The sequence below is a fragment of the Photobacterium nomapromontoriensis genome (genome assembly GCF_050336815.1).
Taxonomy (GTDB): Bacteria; Pseudomonadota; Gammaproteobacteria; order Enterobacterales; family Vibrionaceae; genus Photobacterium; species Photobacterium nomapromontoriensis.
Map to the genome: position 1 here is coordinate 25,304 of NZ_JAKJSL010000042.1, position 19,473 is coordinate 44,776.

The following is a 19,473-nucleotide window of genomic DNA, read 5'->3' on the forward strand; positions in this document are numbered from 1 at the left end:
CATGATTGAGCAGGAGGAATAATGGGGCTATTTAAAATAATGAAAGACGGTTTTAGAGGGAAACCCGATTTTTCTTCATTACGGACCAATACTTATCAGATAGATGATCTTCTATTCACTTTGAGCATTCCTCATAATGTAACCAGTGGAGAGGATTACTATCATACTTTTCAATTGATTGATTTTGCTGAACTAGCGAAAGTTGATGATCATGAAACCGTATTAAGATTAGCTTATTCACAATATTATTTTAATACAAAGATAATTAATCCACTTTATCCTATAAATAGCCCCGGTTCTGTGTTTGTATGTCTCAAACTGAAAAAGTTAAATATTAGTGTTAAAGATATTAAATCGTTGTCTGATTTTCTTGAGAAGAATTATTTTGAATATTATCATGACTCAGAGGTGAGCAATAAATCATATCGTGGTCGGCATACTATGTTTATGAATCGTGCTTATGATTTTGCGAAACGGTGTTGGGGGGAAGAGCCAGAAAATCAGGGCGAAATAAAAGAAAAAAAAGAGTTTATATTAGATAGTTTTCTTCGTGCTTATCCACCCATAAAATGTGAAGAGATTAAAATAGGGAATAATGTTTTTTCGAAGTATAACGAAGGACATATTGATAAAAAAAACAAATACTCTCGGTTATATAACTTACCATTAAAAGAAGAGTATTTTCTCAGCATTGAATTCCATTATGATATTGAAGCAACAGTGGATAATAAAAAATTCAGAGAGTGGGTGAGACATGCAGATGAAACATTTGAAAGGTTAATTATGCAGACTGTAGACGTATCTCGTGTTGTAGATTCAGTCATTGATATGCCGATCAAAAAAATTGGTACAGAAAGCCATTGATATAAATATGTGTACCGCGAAAAAATGGTTGGCCAGTAATAGTTTTCGCTACTGGTCATCCTGTGGGGTATTTAAATTGTGAGTGACATAAAATTTGATTATCAAGGGTAGATGATAATGGGGCTGTTTAAAATACTGAAAGATGGTTTTAGAGGGAAACCCGATTTTTCATTGTTACGAACCAATACCTATCAGATTGATGATCTGTTATTCACCTCAAGTTTTCCTCATAATATAACCAGTGGGAATGATGATAATACTAGTTTACAGTTAAGAAATTTTGAAAGTTTAGCGAAGCTTAGTCATCATGAAACTGTATTAAGTTTAGGTTATGTGAGGTATTATTTTAATACAAAGATAATAAACCCGCTTTATCCTATTAATAGTCCAGGTTCTGTTTTCTTGTATTTTAATCTAAAAAAATCCAGTCAAAATATTGATAATGAAAAAAAACTATCATATTTTCTTGAAAGAAATTATTTTGAATATTATCACGATTCAGTCGTGAGTAATAAAACACATCGTGGTCGACATACTGATTTGATGAATGAAGCACAAGAATATGCTGAAAAACGTTGGGGAGTTGATCCTGAATGCCAAGATAAAATAAAGAGAAAGCAAGATTTTCTTCTTGGAAACTTTCTTCGCGCATATCCGCCCATAAAATGTGAAGAGGTTAAAATAGGGAATAATGTTTTTTCGAAATATAATGAAGGAAATATTGACTTAAAACATAAATACTCTCGGTTATATAATTTGCCATTAAAAGGTGAGTGTTTTATCAGCATTGAATTCCATTATGATATTGAAGCAACAGTGGATAATAAAAAATTCAGAGGGTGGGTGAGACATGCAGATGAAACATTTGAAAGGTTAATTATGCAGACTGTAGACGTATCTCGTGTTGTAGATTCAGTCATTGATATTCCGATCAAAAAAATTGGTACAGAAAGCCATTGATATAAATATGTGTACCGCGAAAAAATGGTTGGCCAGTAATAGTTTTCGCTACTGGTCATCCTGTGGGGTATTTAAATTGTGAGTGACATAAAATTTGATTATCAAGGGTAGATGATAATGGGGCTGTTTAAAATAATGAAAGACGGTTTTAGAGGGAAACCCGATTTTTCTTCATTACGGACCAATACTTATCAGATTGATGATCTGTTATTCACTTTGAGCATTCCTCATAATGTAACCAGTGGAGAGGATTACTATCATATTTTTCAATTGATTGATTTTACTGAACAGGCGAAAGTTGATGATCATGAAACCGTATTAAGATTAGCTTATTCACAATATTATTTTAATACAAAAATAATTAATCCACTTTATCCTATAAATAGCCCCGGTTCTGTGTTTGTGTGTCTAAAGCTGAAAAAGTCAAATATTAATGTTAAAGATATTAAATCGTTGTCTGATTTTCTTGAGAAGAATTATTTTGAATATTATCATGATCGAGATGGTAATGGTAAATCATGTCGTGGATTACACACCTATCTGATGAATGAAGCTTATGATTTTGCAAAACGGTGTTGGGGGGAAGAGCCAGAAAATCAGGATGAAATAAAAGAAAAAAAAGAGTTTATATTAGATAGTTTTCTTCGTGCTTATCCACCCATAAAATGTGAAGAGGTTAAAATAGAGAATAATATTTTTTCGAAGTATAACGAAGGACATATTGACAAAAAAAACAAATACTCTCGTTTATATAACTTGCCATTAAAAGATGAGTATTTTCTCAGTATTGAATTCCATTATGATATTGAAGCCACTGTGGATAATAAAAAATTCAGAGAGTGGGTGAGACATGCGGATGAAACGTTTGAAAGGTTAATTATGCAGACTGTAGACGTATCTCGTGTTGTAGATTCAGTCATTGATATGCCGATCCAAAAAATTGGTACAGAAAGCCATTGATAGAAATATGTGTACCGTGAAAAAAATGGTTGGCCAGTTATAGCCTTACGCTGGCCACCTTGTGTGTGCTGAATATAGCGTTGCTCTAGGAGATGAAATCTGAAGGACGAAAATAGAAAAATATAGTTATGATGGTTAGTAATCTGATAGTAGGCAATGATGACTTGGATAACCTAACACAACATAGATTAACCCGATAATTCGATAGGAAGGACATTAAATCCAAACGGTTGATTAATCAGTCGCTAATTTTTTTAAATAATCATAAATGTATTTGACATGATCATGCTGCATGTTTTCATGACGAGCAACCAAAAAATAGGATGGTACTTTCTCTGTCTGAATGTCGATTTTGAATGCTTCAATCAGCTTTCCTGTTTTAATTATATCATCAACTAAAATTCGATTTACAAAAGCAACCCCTAATCCTAAAACCGCAGCATCAATGGCGTGAATTGAGTTTTGGAATATCAATTTTGATTGGTTTTGTGATGGTTTTAACTTGTAGTGATGTAGAAGTACATCCCATTGCACTAAGCGATTGGTCGTGTAAATTAATGTTGAAGATGACAAAAATTCGCTAGAAAGGTCATCATAGGGTTTTGCCATATAATCAGGGGCACAGACGACTATCATTTCTTCTGTAAATAAATGATCTGAATGAAAACCTTCTGGAAGTTCAAAGCCATATCGAATGGCGATATCAATGTTATCTTTGGCAAAATCAAGATGATCTAATGTATCGACAAAGGTCACCTCAATTCCTTGCTGCTCAATTTTCGAAAAATCTAATTTTGGTAGCAACCACTTATTGAGTAATGTCGGCGGTATCGCAATTTTAAGCTGAGCGTTTTTTGTGTGACGTCCGAGATCAGCGGTCGCAACCTCTAAATCGTTTAAAATAGAGAAGGTTCTTTCGTAATAGCGTAACCCGCAGTTGGTTAACTTTATCGCTCGATTTTGGCGGAGAAACAGCTTTTGGCCAATAAAATCTTCTAAGGTATTAATTTGATGACTGACGGCTCCAGGGGTGACACAGAGCTCTTCTGCCGCTAATTTAAAACTTTGCAGACGCGCGGCTGCTTCAAAATAAATAACCGCTTTAATTGGTGGTATCACTCTCATCAAAATCGCCTTTAATTTACTTTTTCTCACCTCACAACCCAATTCTATTGCGTTGTCATCAGCGGTTAACCCCAGCATCATACCAGACAAGCATAAGGAACTGTCGATAGATGCATCTTAGCTGAACATTCAGTGACCATATATCGATGTTTTAACCTTACCGGGTTACGACCGAAGCTCCACTATCTCACGATGCTCAACACATTGAGATAGCCGGAGTCTATTTTAAATACTCAAGAGGCGAATATGAAATTCACACACCTTGCAGCGGCTGTGGTACTCGCAGTACCAGCCTTTATGACGCAAGCCATGACCTTAAAAAGTGCCGATGTCACCAATGATCACTCTTTGCAAAGTACTCAAGTATTTAATCAATGGGGCTGTACGGGTAGCAATGAATCTCCACAATTAACATGGAGCGATGCACCAGCAGGAACGAAGAGTTTTGCTGTGACAATGTATGATCCGGACGCACCAACAGGTAGTGGTTGGTGGCATTGGGTTGCGGTGAATATTCCAGCGAACGTGCATTCGCTAAAAGAAGGTGCGGGTAATGCGGATGGTAAGAATTTACCAGCAGGTGCAAGCATGGTGACTAACGATTTCGGCTTTAAGGGTTTTGGCGGTGCTTGCCCACCACCTCATGCTAAACCCCATAACTATGAAATTACGGTTTATGCATTAAATACTGCGAAAATTGACTTGCCAGCCAATGCCTCTCCTGCACTTGCTGGTTATAACATCCTTGGTCATGTGATTGATAAAGCTGTTCTAACCGCGCCTACCAATACACGTAAATAACCATTGCGTTGTATGTATATCTAGCCACTGAAGCTGCTGCTTTAGTGGCTTTTTTTTATGTGGATGATTGCTACTCTTCTGCTAAGTCAGCGGCAAAAAAAGCCTGTATTTCGGCTTCTGTCATCGTTTTGGTTTGATTCGTAAAGCAGTAGTACTCAGGCCGCTTATCATTAAAATATTGCGTGTCCATCACCAGCCCTGCCAGCTTAGGAAACAGGCCAACTGGCATGTTGTAACTTTGGTATTTTTTAAACCGGACATACAAATGTGTCCCACACTCAGCGCAAAAGCCGCGTGCTGCCCAGGCTGACGAGTCAAATTCTTTTACTTCACCGTCAATGGTGACCTCGGTGCCACACTGCACGGCAAAGAAGGGGCCTCCTCCCCATGTACGGCACATTTGGCAGTGACATACGGTAAATTTAGGGTTAACTGTTGTCACCGTTATTTTGACGGCACCGCACAGGCAGTGGGTGATTTTTTGCGCTGAATCTGGCATTAGGCTGCATCCTTTCAAGTTATCGAGACTGCATAATAATACTGTAATTATATACAGTCAAAGGTGGCGTGATGAGCGTATTAGAAAAGTGAGGTGAGTCAGTGCTAAGCCAGATGATCGTCATAGATACAACAACGAAACCCCGCCGAAGCGGGGTTTATGATGGTAGTGGTGTTGCTTATTTCACTGGCTTCAAATCAAGCACGTGTAACACACGCTCTGGTGTACCTTCCCATGGCATTGGGCGGCCTTTAGCATTGTCGCTGCTCCACCAACCAGTAAAGCGTTGGGTGTTGTACTGGTAGAAGTTGGAGCCTGAGATAACAGGTACAGTGACTTGCTGTTCTGCAATGATGTTTTGGATCTGATGGGCGATCTTCATTTGCTCATCGCGTTTGTCAGTTTTATAGAAACCATCCAGTAACTTATCTAGGTTTTTGTCGTTCCAGAAGTGCATGGCAAAGCGTGGAACACTCTCGCCAGTCTGCAACTTAGAATGGTAAGCGCTGCTCCAGTATTTGTGTGGCGTTGGCCCATGGAAATAGTTGGTGAACGCAATGTCATAACCCGCATTCAACATTTCCATGTTATAAACCGCGAAATCAGGTGTTTTCACGTCAATGCGAATACCCACTTCGGCTAATTGTTCTGCAGCAAGAATGACCACGTTATTGAAGTCTGTCCAGCCACCCGGGGATTGAATTTCTAGCGTCAGTTGCTTGCCTGATGGTGTTTCAACAAAGCCGTCTTTATCTTTATCAACAAAGCCCGCTTTTTTCAGTAACGCTTTAGAGGCATCAGTGTTGAAGGTCATGTAAGGGCGGTATTTGTTATGGGTTTCTTCGTTTGACCAAGCTTCAAATGCGTAACCAAGACCTGATGCGAAGTCGTTGACAGTACCGTTGCCATAGTTGGCAATATCGATGACTGACTGGCGATCAAGTGCCATAGAGAAAGCACGACGGAAATCGATGTTATTCAATGCTTCCTGTTTGACCGGATCGCTTGATTTAAAGTTAAAGACAAATGACTGGGTACCCGCTGCGGTATACCAGTAGCCATGGTTCTTAGAGGCGGCGACAAAGGTACTGTCAATGTCTGGAACAAAAGACCCACCCCAGTCGACTTCAGAGTTGATCAGTGCGGCAAGCACTTGGTCGTTGTGGTTATATTGCGGTACACGTAAACAGTCAACGTCTAAGTCGGCGTTATCCCAGTAATTGGGGTTACGACACTGCAGGAAAAGGGTTGAGGTAAAGCGTGGAATTTCAGTGAACGGGCCAGTACCAACTGGATTCGGGTTAACGAATGTGGTGTGATCAGATACTTTCTTCCAGATATGCTCTGGTATAACAGGAACCTGAACAATCTCATAGGCTGCATTAGTGTTAATTTCGCTGAGGTGGAAAGTAACGGTTTTGCTGTCGGTTGCCTCGACTTTGTCGATTAGCTTATTGACACCACGGTCATCCAATGCCGGTACCGCTTTAATATTGTTAAAGGTATAAGCAACATCATTAGCCGTAAATGGGGTGCCGTCGGACCATTTTACGCCATCACGAATTTCAAAGGTAATGCGTTTTAAGTCGTCGCTAAAATAGTAGTTTGTTGCTAGGCGGTATTCCGGCGTATTACCTTTTAATTCATTGAAAATGACTAGTGATTCGTAGATGAAATCACGCGCGGTATGCAGTCGTGTTGGCAGGTAAGGGTTAAAATTGCGAATCATCGTCGGGTTATGGTTCGGGACGATGGTGAGTTGCGACATTTCATCAACGTTTTGTTGCGCGGCACTCATGCCAGACACACTCATTAACGCAGCCACAAGAGCCAATTTTTTCATCTACTTCTCTCTTATATTAAGTGGAAAATTGAAACTGAAATATAAACACCTAGCTATATTGTGTGATTAATAGGAAGTGAAAAAGCGTCCAGTGATGGAATGTTTCAGTTTTGCTTTTGTGTGAACAAGCAAATGTGTTTCAAAATGTAACAGCAATATGTGAGGTGAAGAGGCTTTCGTGATCTCACCTCGAGAAGATGATTTGTTAAAAAATAGAATGGGTTGATTTGATTACAAATTGCACGTTGAGTCTGAGGCGTGAGGGGGTTGTCAACCCCCCCTTGTAGAGAATGCAGCATTTCATGGCTTCAAAATGATAATTAAATCAATTAGTCACGTAGTTACATAAATTTGTGACAAGGGGAAATAAATTAAGTGGGGAGTAATGTGCTGCTATTGCCTTGGGTTATGGCCATGCGTGAGTGATATCCCTTGAATTTATGCGTCTATCGTGTGCTTTATTACGGTGTTGTTTGCTTCGTCGAGTAAGCATTGTAATTCAGGCAGGCAACTGCCACATCCGCTTCCCGCTTGAGTACAATGTTTGATCCCTTGTATAGAGTTGAGCTGATGTGTTTTTATCGCTTGGGTAATGGTGTGAACACCTACTTTTTTACACGCGCAGATTGTTCGTCCCGTTTGGTGATCGGGTGATGACTGACCAGTCAGTATGGCTTGAACCGCGAGATCGCTGAGTGGACAGTTAAGCAGGGTATACAGGTAGTCTTTATCAAGCTTATTTTGTGCATGGGTGACGACAGAGGCCGCTTGAATATGATGATCGTTGAGGTGCACAACGCGATATTCGCGGTGGTTTTGTATTACGAGATGTTGCCGCGGTCTTTCATGGGGGTCTGATACACTGTCCGTGTTTGTGAGCAAGTGCTGGAGTTGGATAGAGAGCTGTTGGGGCATCTGCTCGGAAATGATCCGGTATAGGTAACCATGCTGGATACGCTGTAACACCCAATTCTCGATAGCATATTGCTGAAATTGTTGTTTGGTGATTATGGCTTGAGTGACAAGCCATGCCTCGCTGTTGCCAGTGACTGGAGTAAGATTGATCGGGGTATATTTGAACTCGGGCTGGCCGGATAATGGATCGCGATGTGTGCCGATAAGGCTGTTGATCTTGCCGAGGCTGGTCGTGCTGTTACTCCAGTGAAACGGAGCAAAGGCGTGCCCGATATGGCTATCTTGGCTGATTTTTACCCGTAAGCATGCTTGACCATAGTGGCTTGATAACTGTGCCAGTTGCCCGGATTTTAAATCATAACTCTCGGCATCAAGTGGGTGTAAGGTAATAAAGGGTTCGCTGATATGTTCAGACAATCGGGCTGATAATCCGGTACGGGTCAAGGTATGCCAGTGATCGCGGATCCGACCCGTATTGAGGATCAGCGGATATTGCTGGCAGGGTGAAGAGGCTGGTTGTTGGAATGGAGTCGCAATAAATTGCCCTTTTCCTGAGGGGGTTAGAAATTGCCCGTTGCTCAGTAGTCGAGTGGTGGGCTGGTTACATAGATAGACAGGCCATTGTTGTGGCGACAGTTGGTGGTATTGCTGGGGACTGAGGTTGATCAGCCCTTGAAGGTTGAGTAACCGGGGTGTCGATGATGAGGCCTGGCTCTTAGCTGGATGAATGTGATGGCGAGATCCCCGTTGATTGTGATGATTCAGATCGTTACTAAGGGTGGTCATAGCCGCATATTCGTTAAAGATCTCGCCTTCATGACGGTAATTGAATGCTGTCGGATAGCCCATTCTTTTTCCTATCTCGCTGATGATCCACCAATCGGGTTTGCCCGCTCCCGGTGTCGGTAAGATCCGCCGTTGACGTGAAATACGCCGCTCTGAATTGGTGACTGTACCGGATTTCTCACTCCAGCCCTGAGCTGGCAGCGCGACATTTGCATGACGCAGCGTGTCAGTTTGCGCCATACAGTCAGATACCACGACGAAAGGGCAATTTTCTAGGATCGTATTGATTCTCTCGCTCTCGGGTAGGGTAACAGCCGGGTTAGTTGCCATGATCCAAATGGCTTTGATCTCACCTTTTTCAACGGCATCAAACATGTCGATGGCTTTGAGTCCGGGGGCGGTGGATAAGTTGTCTGTGCGCCAGAATTGGCTGAGCAGCTGGTGATGCTCCGGATCATCAAACGACATATGGGCCGCTAGCATGTTGGCAAGGCCACCGACTTCCCGCCCCCCCATGGCGTTAGGTTGTCCGGTGACAGAAAAAGGAGTACAGCCGGGTAGGCCTACACGGCCCGTTGCAAGGTGGCAGTTGAGAATGCTGTTGACTTTACTAGTGCCGGAGGAGGATTGGTTGATACCTTGAGAATACAGAGTGACGGTTTTATGTGTACGGGCAAACAGACTGTAAAAGGTGTTGATCTCTGAGTGGCTTAGACCAGTGGTAGCCTGAACCGATCCAATATCACCAAAGCGGTAAGCTGTATCGAGGGCCGAATCGATACCCTCCGTGTGCGCGTTAATGTAATCCTGATTGAGATAATTGTGCTCACTCAGGTAAGCCAGCAACCCATTAAACAAGGCGATATCGCTGCCGGGTTTGAGGGCAAGATGCAGATCAGCAATGTCACAGCTGGCTGTTTTTCTGGGATCAATCACGATCACTTTGGTGTTGCGTTCAGCTTTTGCGGCCCGTAAACGTTGGTAAAGCACCGGATGACACCATGCTAGGTTGGAACCTGCCAGAATCACCAGATCAGCCAGTTCTATATCCTCATAGCAGCCCGGAACAATGTCGGCACCAAAGGCTCGCTGGTGGCCTGCAACACTGGATGACATGCACAGGCGGGAATTAGTATCGATATTGCTGCTGCCGATGAACCCTTTCATCAGCTTGTTGGCGACGTAGTAATCTTCAGTGAGTAACTGGCCAGAGACATAAAACGCCACTGCTTGTTTACCGTATTGCTCAATGAGTTGATTAAATTTATCGGCTACATGATTCAGGGCCCGCTCCCAAGAGTGAGGTTTCCCCTCTATCTGTGGCTGTAGTAATCGGCCGTGTGCCCCTACCGTTTCACCCAGAGCTAACCCTTTCGAGCATAGCTTGCCGTAATTGGCGGGGTGAGACTTATCGCCACGAATATCCAGAGAGCCTTGTGCATTGGGACGCGCTTCTACACCACATCCGACGCCACAGTAAGCACAGGTGGTTTTGATCCATCCCTCGGTATTGTTTTCCATGACGATCTCCTCTATCAGCATTAACGTATTGTTGCACCCATAACCTCAGCAATAACCACGCCAATATCAAATCGAGGTGAGAAATGAGGTGCCTTGCTCTCGCTATTCATGCATTGGTGGTAATAGGTTTCGTGATTAACTCAGTGTGTCGGTGTGCATAGAGGGGGCAGATCTTTTGGCTAGATTGGTGCAAGCCAGAGGATGTTGCACGGGACAGGTGCATCAGAATAGGCAGTGGCATGTTTTACCATTTCAGGGTAATCAGCTATAAGGATCAATAACATCTTATTTAACAATTGCTTGCTAATTGGTTGCTGTTGGTTCGTTGGCGGATGGCACTGTCTTTGCTCTGTGTTGTTCGTAATGAGTAGAGATTATGTGTCAGCATCTCGGGAGGAACGATGATGAAACAGCGAATCGTTGTGGTCGGTAACGGAATGGTCGGTCATAAGTTTATTGAAGATATCTTGGCACAGGACCGTGCCAGTGAGTTTGACATCATCACCTTTAGTGAAGAGCCAAGGTTGGCTTATGACCGGGTTCAGTTGAGCCATTATTTCAGTGGTAAAACGGCCAGTGACTTAGCCCTGACGGATGAAGCGTATTACCAGCAGCATGGTGTTAGCTACGTGTTGGGAGACGCGGTTGTGGAGATTGATCATCAGTATCAAGCCGTGATCACCGCGTCTGGGCGAAGAGAGAGGTATGACGTGTTGGTCTTGGCTACGGGTTCGTTCCCTTTTGTTCCGCCCATTCCGGGTAACGATCAACGTCATTGCCATGTCTACCGCACGATAGAAGATTTAGACGCGATTGAACAATCAGGTTGTCAGAGTGAGTGTGGGGTGGTAGTCGGTGGTGGCCTGCTGGGACTAGAAGCGGCGAATGCCCTTAAATCGATGGGGTTAGTCACCCATGTGGTGGAATTTGCCCCCCAGTTAATGGCCGTGCAATTAGATAGCGGCGGTGGACAATTACTCCGACAGAAAATAGAAGCGTTGGGAGTCAACGTTCATACCGACAAGGCGACCACGGAGATCGTTGCGGGTGAGTGTTGTCGTTATCGGATGAACTTTGCTGATGGGTCATTTCTTGAAACCGATATGATTATTTTCTCAGCGGGGATCAGGCCGCAAGATGCGTTAGCTCGCCAAAGTGGCATCGAGGTGGGATCGAGAGGCGGTATTGTGATTGATGATCACTGCCAAACCAGCATCGAAAATATTTACGCTATCGGTGAGTGTGCTTTATGGCAGGAGAGGATTTTTGGTTTGGTTGCTCCCGGTTATCAGATGGCGAAAGTGCTTGCTCACAATCTTATTCAGAATCAAATCGGGCCGAATAAGAGCGAGGAGGGTAAGGCGGTAAATCGTGCGTTTACCGGGGCCGATATGAGCACCAAGCTCAAGTTGCTAGGCGTGGATGTTGCCAGCATTGGTGACGCACATGGTGTGACAGAAGGGGCGCAGTCTTACACCTATAGTGATGATATAGAACAAGTATACAAGCGACTGATTCTGTCTCCGGAAGGTGACAAGGTGTTGGGGGCGGTGCTGGTCGGGGATGTGGAAAGCTACAACACGTTATTGCAAATCAAGCTCAATGATTTGCCCCTGCCTGAGAATCCGGCGGTACTGATCTTGCCTCAGCTTGCAAGTGAAGGGGATAGCGGTGGTAAGGGGATGCCTACGGGGATTGAAGCGTTGCCCGATAGTGCGTCAATTTGTTCCTGTTATGACGTCAGCAAAGGGGATATCAGGCAAGCGGTTGCTGCGGGGTGCTCTGACATGAGCGCCTTGAAATCAACCACTAAAGCCTCAACAGGGTGCGGGGGGTGTACCGTATTAGCGAAGCAAGTGCTGGACGCGGAGCTGGCTAGTATGGGGGTAGTCGTCAGCGATCATCTGTGTGAGCATTTTGCCTATTCCCGTCAAGCGTTGGCCGACATTGTGCGGGTTAAGCAGATAAAAACCTTTGATGACTTGATTACGAGCCATGGTCGCGGTCTTGGTTGTGATGTGTGCAAGCCTGCGGTGGGCTCGATATTGGCCTCGTTCTGGAATGACTATGTGCTGGAAGACAGTCATATGGAGCTGCAGGACACCAATGATATTTACCTCGGTAATATGCAAAAAGACGGGACGTACTCGGTAGTACCGCGTATTCCCGGCGGTGAAATCACGCCAGATAAGTTGATCGTTCTTGGCGACGTTGCCAAGCAGTTTGAGCTCTACACCAAGATCACCGGTGGCCAACGGGTGGATTTATTTGGCGCCCAGCTGCATCAGTTACCACAGATTTGGCAACAGTTAGTGGATGCGGGATTTGAAACGGGCCATGCCTATGGCAAGTCGGTACGAACAGTGAAGTCGTGTGTGGGCAGTACGTGGTGTCGGTATGGGGTGAAAGACAGTGTCGGGTTCGCGGTTGAGCTGGAAAATCGCTACAAGGGGCTTCGCGCACCGCATAAGCTCAAATTTGCCGTCTCAGGTTGTACTCGAGAATGTGCAGAAGCCCAGTCGAAAGATATTGGGCTCATCGCGACGGAGAAGGGCTGGAATTTGTATGTGTGTGGCAACGGGGGAATGCGTCCACGGCATGCGGATCTGTTCGCTTCTGATTTGGATGAGCTGACATTGCTTACCTATGTCGATCGGTTATTGATGTTCTATATCCGCACTGCTGATCGTTTGCAGCGCACCTCCGTCTGGTTGGAAAATCTGGATGGTGGATTGGATTATCTTAAACAGGTTGTCATTGATGATCATCTTGGAATTGCCGCAGAGCTGGAAGCTGATATGGCTGAGACATTGAGCCACTATCAATGCGAATGGAAAACGACCTTGTCTTCACCACAGAAGCTCAAGCGATTCAGGCATTTTCAAAACAGTGACCAAGGTGATAGCCAGCTCGCTTATGTTATTGAACGGGGACAACGTCGCCCGGTATCTGTGCAGGAAAGGCAGATTGATGTCTTAGATATTACTGAGGAGAGCCGTTCATGACAGTCGCGAATCAAGTAACGTGGCAGACGGTGTGCCAGAAAGACGATTTGATCAGCCATACCGGGACCTGTGTGCTACTGGGACAGCAGCAAGTGGCGATTTTTTTCTGCGCAAGAACCGATTCACTGTATGCCTTGGACAATTATGATCCCATCGGAGGGGCTAACGTGCTATCGCGGGGGATCATCGGTTCGATAGGGGAAGAGGCAGTCGTCGCTTCGCCGTTGTATAAACAGCACTTTAATTTGCAAACGGGCCAATGTCTGGAGCATGCAGAGGTTCGACTAAAAACCTATTCAGTACGCTGTTACCAAGGCGCGATACAAATTGAAAGTCACAATGCCGACATTGGCTCGGAATAAGGAGTATTCAATGTCAGATCTAGGCAAATTCAATGTCTTTTCATTTTCAGGCCGGATGAAGATCCTCCACCTGAGCTGGATGGCCTTCTTTATTACTTTCATGGTGTGGTTTAATTTTCCCCCTTTGCTTCAAGCAGTAAAAGAATCATTGGGATTAACAACTGCCGAGATTAAAACCCTACTTATTCTTAATGTTGCTTTTACCATTCCGGCACGGGTCATTATCGGGATGCTGACCGACAAATATGGTCCACGGTTGGCGTATAGCGGCTTGCTATTGGTGTGTGCTATCCCGTGTTTTGCGTTTGCATTGGCTGACAATTTTGTTCAAGCGGCGATAGCGCGGTTTGCATTGGGGCTCATCGGTGCTGGATTTGTGGTGGGGATTCGCTTGGTGTCAGAATGGTTCCCTCATCATGAGCTGGGTACTGCAGAAGGCATCTATGGTGGGTGGGGGAATTTTGGTTCCGCGGCGGTGGCATTTTCCTTACCAACGATTGCGGTCATGTTTGGCGGGGAAGACGGCTGGCGTTATGCAATGGCGCTGACTGGGGGTATTAGCGTGGTGTTTGCTTGGGTCTTTTATCACAACGTGACGGATACCCCGAAAGGGGCGACCTATTTTAAACCGCAAAATCTCGGCGCGATGGAGGTGACGTCTAAGGGTGACTTTTTGTTATTGTTATTGATGAAGCTACCCATGTATGGCGCAATGGCCTTGTTGATCTGGAAACTGTCTGACACTGGAGTGGGACTATTACAAGATAGCGTGGCATGGGGGCTATATGGGCTACTAGTCGCGATTTATAGTTGTGAGGTCCGTCAAGTATGGAAGGTTAATAAATCAGTATTTATTTACCCAGTACCTGAGATCCATCGCTATCAGTTTAAACAAGTGGCGGTATTGAACGTACTCTACTTTGCCACGTTCGGATCAGAGCTCGCGGTTATTTCTATGCTGCCACTTTTTTTCTCTGAAACGTTTGAGTTAACACCCGTGATGGCTGGAATGGTTGCATCCGCCTATGCCTTTATGAATTTGATGTCACGCCCGGGTGGGGGGTGGTTGTCTGACAAGTATGGTCGTAAGCCGACATTGCTTATTTTAACGGCAGGTTTGGCTGTTGGTTATTTTTTGATGGGGCAAGTTGATAGTCAGTGGCCACTTTGGCTCGCGGTGGTTGCTGCAATGGCGTGTTCGTTCTTTGTTCAGTCCGGAGAAGGGGCCGTTTTTGCCACGGTCCCCTTGATTAAACGCCGTATGACTGGTCAGATTGCCGGAATGACTGGGGCGTATGGCAATGTGGGGGCGGTGTGTTATCTCACTATCCTGTCGCTGGTTGATTACAGCACATTTTTTTATGTGATAGCAGGCACCGCAGTGATTGGTTTTGTCACCTTGTTGATGATGGAGGAGCCAAAAGGCCAAATTGCCGAGGTCAATGATGATGGCAGTATTACCATGATTGACGTGGCAAAAAATTAGCAGGGAGGTTAGCCGATGGCAGTAATGGATGAGGTGCTGGTAAATAGTCGTTATTCATTAAGGTTAAGTGTCGGTGGATATTCCAGTGCAGGCCATCGCAGCACTAATCAAGATGCCTTTGCCGTTAAACAGCCCGCCTGTCAGAGTGAATATTCACATAAGGGCGTGGTGGCGTGTATTGCCGATGGCGTAAGCTGCAGCGAGCTAGGGCAGCAGGCCAGTCATACCACAGTAACCCAGTTTATTAGTGAGTATTATGCGACGCCACAAACTTGGGGGGTCAAGCAATCCGCGAGTAAGGTGCTAAATGCATTAAACCAGTGGTTTTATCACCATGGCCGCCAAAGGGAGTTGACCCATAATGGTATGGTTTCGACCTTTTGCACTGTGGTGATCAAGTCCAATACTGCCCATATCATGCATGTCGGCGATAGCCGAGTCTCGCTTTTTCGTAAGGGAAAACTGACACCATTAACCCGAGACCATCGTCGTCACCAGTTTGGTCATCAGTATTTTTTAACCCGTGCTCTAGGCATGGATACGCATCTAGAAGTGGACTATCAGCAGCTACGGCTCGAAACGGGGGATCGGTTAATACTCACTACAGACGGGGTTCATGAATGGGTGAATGCCACGGCAATGGCTGATCAGTTATCGTGCCCGTCATTGTCTTTAGAGCATCAAGCTCAGAGTGTGGTTGAATCGGCTCTGGCACAAGGGAGTCAGGACAATAGTACCTGTTTAATCCTCGGTGTGGATGCTCTGCCTGAGATGGGGCTGGATGAAATGGTCGGAGAGCTGGTACGGCGAGCGATCCCGCCTGTGATGGCCGTCGGTAATCAGCTTGATCAATATAAAATCATCCGGATCCTCCATTGTGGAGCACGTAGTCATGTGTACCTTGCCGTCAGTGACTTTGATGGACGGGAGTATGTGCTGAAAGTGCCGTCGCTGAATTATGCGGAGGATTACCACTATCTACAGGGTTTTGTTCGGGAAGGATGGATAGGTGAACAGTTAACGCATGCTCGATTAATGAAAATTCATCCATTTTCACACACATCATCATTTTTATACCATGTCTGTGACTGGGTGGACGGTGTGACACTCCGGCAGTGGATGAATGATAATCCGTATCCTGAGTTAGAACAGATCCGGCGCATTGGTTGCGAGATCGTCAAAGCCGTGAGAGTGTTACAGCGGCATGGTATCGTGCACCGCGATTTGAAACCCGAAAACCTCATGATGAATAGCCATGGTCAAATTGTGATCATTGATTTCGGCACGGTATGGGCGAAGAGCTTTCAAGATGTACCCGTTGTGATAGATGAACCACTCCCAGTGGGCGATACAAAGTATATGGCGCCAGAATGTTTGGCAGGCACTGAAGTAAGTACGCAATCTGATCTGTTTTCTATCGCGGTGATTCTCTATGAGATGTTATCGGGTCATTATCCTTATGCGGCACTGAGTTTTCAGCACAGCCGGTATCCCTCAAGCCGTGCGATGATCTATCAGCCACTGTCACTGTATCGGGATGATTTACCAGCATGGTTAGATTTAGTGATCAGTAAGGCTTGCCACCCGATGCTGAGTCAGCGATATCAGGCCCTGTCAGAGTTTTCATCAGATCTTTATCGCCCTTCTGAACAGTTACTCAAGCAAGCCAGTCATCTCCCTTTCAAAAAGAAAGCGCCGGTTGTATTTTGGAAGCTGATTAGCTTATTTTTATTTGGCATTATTCTGCTGCAGGCGTTGTGGTTTTGATCGAGTTATGTCCGATTGCAAGACCCTAGTGTTAAGAACGGGTGCTGGGTGAATAGAGAAAGATAAAAGCCCTGAGGATTCAGGGCCTTTGTGTGGGGCTGTCCATTAAAGTAACGGACTAAACATATAGAAAAATTGCTCAATCAACTTGTTGGTGATATGTCGCTCTTGCCATGTGTCTTTATCGACCATCGATGAGTCCTTGATGTATTCTTGCTGCAACCAGTTAAGCTGTTGCGTAAACTCGAGATTATCGACAGCCAGCGTCACTTCGAAGTTAAGCCACAGGCTGCGCATATCCAGATTCACGGTACCAATTAAGCAATGGTTATTATCAATGACCACTGACTTAGTATGCAGTAAACCACCGTGGAAGCGATGGATCTTCACGCCGGCTAATAACAGCTCTGAGAAGAATGAGCGGCTGGCCCATTCCACCATGATAGAGTCGTTTTTATCTGGGATCACAATATCAACGGTAACCCCTCGCAAAGCAGCGCCTTTCAGAGCATGAAGCAAGTTTTCGCTGGGAACAAAATACGGGGTTGTTATCACCACACTGTTACGAGCTTGATAAATACTGAGCAGTAATGTCTGGTGAATAATTTCATCTGGCATACCTGGGCCAGATGGGATGACTTGGATCATATCGGCATTATTGCTTATATGAGACAAATCACATTCAGGTAATTGAGGAAGGTAGCGCTCACCCGTTTCTACCTCCCAATCCCACGCTTGAATAGCGTTGAGTACCGCAACGGTAGGGCCCGTGACTCTGACCATGACGTCAATCCATTGCCCTACACCGGCATCGGTTTTAAAATAGGCGGGGTCGACTAAGTTCATGGATCCGGTATAGGCAATGCACCGATCGATGACGACAATTTTGCGGTGCATCCGCAGATCAAGCCGACGCAAAAACATTCTTAATGGGCTGACGGCCAATGCTTCTACGATGTGGATGCCAGCATGGCGCATTAACTTGGGCCAGTGGGAGCGGAAGAAGCGCATACTGCCTGCGGCATCGAGTAATACGCGGACGTCGACGCCGCGTCTGGCTGCAAGAATCAATGCGGTGGCAACATCATCGGCTAATCCGCCAGGATGCCAGATGTAGAATTCCATCTGAATTGAATGTTGAGCCTGATGGATGTCCTCCACCAGCGCTCGAAGAATCGTTTGTGGTGAATCTTGTAGTGACAGGGTATTACCACTTAGTGCGGGTATGCCGAGGCGATTTTCACAGAGATCATTAATTGGGCGGGCATGTTCACTCATCAGGTGAGGTTGATGTCCAGGTCCATCGTTTAGGCGTTGGAACCAGTCTTCATAAGGTTGAAACATGTCACGGGCTCGTTCGGCGCGTTTTTTTCCAAGATTGAGTTCGCCAAAAAGTAAATAGGCAATTACACCGCCAACAGGAACGACATAGATGATCATGAGCCAGGCTAGTGATACGCCGACGACACGACGTTTGAAGACAATGCGCATGCTTACGGCAGCGATCATCAACCAATAAAGAAAAACCCCAACCCAGATCAGTACTTGGTAAAATTGTTCCATTAGATTTTTTTATTAATGTGTCATGAGTATATATATTGCCTTGATATGCTAGGAATACCAGTGGAATTTATGAAAACAGAGACTCAAAACAGTGATGGTGTGATGGAAAAAATCCAGAAAGAGGCTGGAATATTTTTGGTCGTGAATGCACATAAGCAGTGAGCTTAGGTATATACTGCTGCCGTTTTTTATTGATTGAGTACCGTTATGTTTACCCTGGTTTTTGAGCACCCTGACTTTCTGGTTATCGATAAGCATCCTGGGATCAGTGTCCATAAAGATGATAATGAGTTGGCGTTATTGACTGAAGTGGCGCGCCAGACCGGGGATGACAAACTGTATCTGATCCACAGGCTCGATAAAATGACCTCAGGTCTTTTATTGCTTGGCCGCCATCATGATGCGGCGTCAGCGCTGTCGGCGAATTTTGCTCATCGGGTGGTCGAGAAGTTTTATTTGGCGATTGGATCGAAAAAGCCGAAGAAGAAGCAGGGCGTGGTGATTGGCGATATGACCCGATCCCGTCGCAGTAGTTGGAAGTTGGAATCGAGCCGTGAGAATCCGGCGATCACCCAATTTTTTTCCACTACAGCCGGCAATGGCAGGCGTTTGTTTTTATGCAAACCGCATACCGGTAAAACCCACCAAATTCGCGTGGCACTGCGCAGTGTCGGTTCGGGAATTACCGGTGATGATATTTATGGCAGTGAAGGGGCTGATCGCGGTTATCTGCATGCTTATGCGTTACGTTTTCCATATCTGGGTGAGCAATGGCAGTTTGTTTGCCCGCCGGTACGTGGTGAATTGTGGCAGGGTGATGATATTCAACAAGGGTTAGCACAATGGAAAATGCCATGGACACTCAATTGGCCTGTTTTACCGAGCAAGAAGTAATGCGCAAAATATAGCGCTTACGATGAGAAAACGGGTGAGTGAAAAAGGTGGTTATTACGTAACCACCTTTTTTGATTTTAGGCTGGTAAAACAAGCCATATTGCTGTTAAAAGAGGCTAAGC

14 protein-coding genes are annotated in these 19,473 nt (G+C 45.0%); 9 read left to right on the top strand and 5 right to left on the bottom strand.

Annotation, left to right across the window (positions count from 1 at the left end):
• The first annotated feature begins 21 nt into the window (after positions 1 to 21).
• From L4D12_RS17895 to L4D12_RS17905, 3 genes are all read left to right on the top strand, one after another.
• The gene (locus tag L4D12_RS17895; RefSeq protein WP_428449193.1) at positions 22 to 864 is read left to right on the top strand and encodes a DNAase; all 843 of its coding nucleotides are present in this window, start codon (positions 22 to 24) and stop codon (positions 862 to 864) included.
• 117 nt (positions 865 to 981) lie between these two features.
• Positions 982 to 1,824 (top strand): DNAase, encoded by an 843-nt coding sequence (locus L4D12_RS17900; protein ID WP_428449194.1) that lies wholly within the window; start codon positions 982 to 984, stop codon positions 1,822 to 1,824.
• Between the two features lie 117 nt (positions 1,825 to 1,941).
• Entirely contained in the window at positions 1,942 to 2,784 is an 843-nt protein-coding gene (locus L4D12_RS17905) for a DNAase (protein ID WP_428449195.1), read from the top strand.
• A gap of 234 nt (positions 2,785 to 3,018) precedes the next feature.
• Here L4D12_RS17905 and L4D12_RS17910 read toward each other — a convergent pair whose 3' ends face one another.
• The gene (locus L4D12_RS17910) at positions 3,019 to 3,990 is read right to left on the bottom strand and encodes a LysR substrate-binding domain-containing protein (RefSeq protein WP_428449196.1); all 972 of its coding nucleotides are present in this window, start codon (positions 3,988 to 3,990) and stop codon (positions 3,019 to 3,021) included.
• A gap of 165 nt (positions 3,991 to 4,155) precedes the next feature.
• Between L4D12_RS17910 and L4D12_RS17915 the strand changes: the two genes are divergently transcribed.
• Positions 4,156 to 4,710: a YbhB/YbcL family Raf kinase inhibitor-like protein gene (locus L4D12_RS17915; protein ID WP_428449197.1), complete on the top strand. Its 555-nt coding sequence runs from the start codon at positions 4,156 to 4,158 to the stop codon at positions 4,708 to 4,710.
• 70 nt (positions 4,711 to 4,780) lie between these two features.
• Here L4D12_RS17915 and L4D12_RS17920 read toward each other — a convergent pair whose 3' ends face one another.
• From L4D12_RS17920 to L4D12_RS17930, 3 genes are all read right to left on the bottom strand, one after another.
• The gene (locus tag L4D12_RS17920) at positions 4,781 to 5,209 is read right to left on the bottom strand and encodes a GFA family protein (protein WP_428449198.1); all 429 of its coding nucleotides are present in this window, start codon (positions 5,207 to 5,209) and stop codon (positions 4,781 to 4,783) included.
• A gap of 178 nt (positions 5,210 to 5,387) precedes the next feature.
• Positions 5,388 to 7,052 carry an ABC transporter substrate-binding protein gene (locus L4D12_RS17925; protein ID WP_428449199.1) on the bottom strand — a complete coding sequence of 555 codons (1,665 nt, stop codon included), beginning with the start codon at positions 7,050 to 7,052 and terminating at the stop codon, positions 5,388 to 5,390.
• 438 nt (positions 7,053 to 7,490) lie between these two features.
• A complete protein-coding gene (locus L4D12_RS17930; protein WP_428449200.1) occupies positions 7,491 to 10,274 on the bottom strand; it encodes a molybdopterin-dependent oxidoreductase in 2,784 nt (927 codons plus the stop codon).
• Positions 10,275 to 10,675: 401 nt separating this feature from the next.
• Here L4D12_RS17930 and nirB point away from each other — a divergent pair, with 401 nt between their 5' ends.
• From nirB to L4D12_RS17950, 4 genes are read left to right on the top strand one after another with little or no spacing between them, the layout of a single operon-like run.
• Complete coding sequence (nirB, locus tag L4D12_RS17935) at positions 10,676 to 13,279, top strand: nitrite reductase large subunit NirB (RefSeq protein ID WP_428449201.1); 2,604 nt, start codon at positions 10,676 to 10,678, stop codon at positions 13,277 to 13,279.
• Positions 13,276 to 13,641, top strand: coding sequence for a nitrite reductase small subunit NirD (nirD, locus tag L4D12_RS17940; RefSeq protein ID WP_428449202.1), 366 nt, complete (start codon positions 13,276 to 13,278; stop codon positions 13,639 to 13,641). The genes nirB and nirD overlap by 4 nt, the downstream gene beginning before the upstream one ends.
• A 10-nt stretch (positions 13,642 to 13,651) precedes the next feature.
• A complete protein-coding gene (locus L4D12_RS17945) occupies positions 13,652 to 15,127 on the top strand; it encodes a NarK family nitrate/nitrite MFS transporter (protein ID WP_428449203.1) in 1,476 nt (491 codons plus the stop codon).
• Positions 15,128 to 15,142: 15 nt separating this feature from the next.
• On the top strand, positions 15,143 to 16,894 hold the full coding sequence (locus tag L4D12_RS17950) for a bifunctional protein-serine/threonine kinase/phosphatase (RefSeq protein WP_428449204.1): 1,752 nt from the start codon (positions 15,143 to 15,145) through the stop codon (positions 16,892 to 16,894).
• Between the two features lie 105 nt (positions 16,895 to 16,999).
• Here the strand turns inward: L4D12_RS17950 and cls are convergent, their stop codons facing one another.
• Positions 17,000 to 18,457: a cardiolipin synthase gene (gene cls, locus L4D12_RS17955; protein ID WP_428449205.1), complete on the bottom strand. Its 1,458-nt coding sequence runs from the start codon at positions 18,455 to 18,457 to the stop codon at positions 17,000 to 17,002.
• A 207-nt stretch (positions 18,458 to 18,664) separates the two neighbouring features.
• On the opposite strand from cls, the gene L4D12_RS17960 reads away from it, so the two are divergent.
• The gene (locus L4D12_RS17960; protein ID WP_428449206.1) at positions 18,665 to 19,351 is read left to right on the top strand and encodes a TIGR01621 family pseudouridine synthase; all 687 of its coding nucleotides are present in this window, start codon (positions 18,665 to 18,667) and stop codon (positions 19,349 to 19,351) included.
• The last annotated feature ends 122 nt before the right edge of the window (positions 19,352 to 19,473 follow it).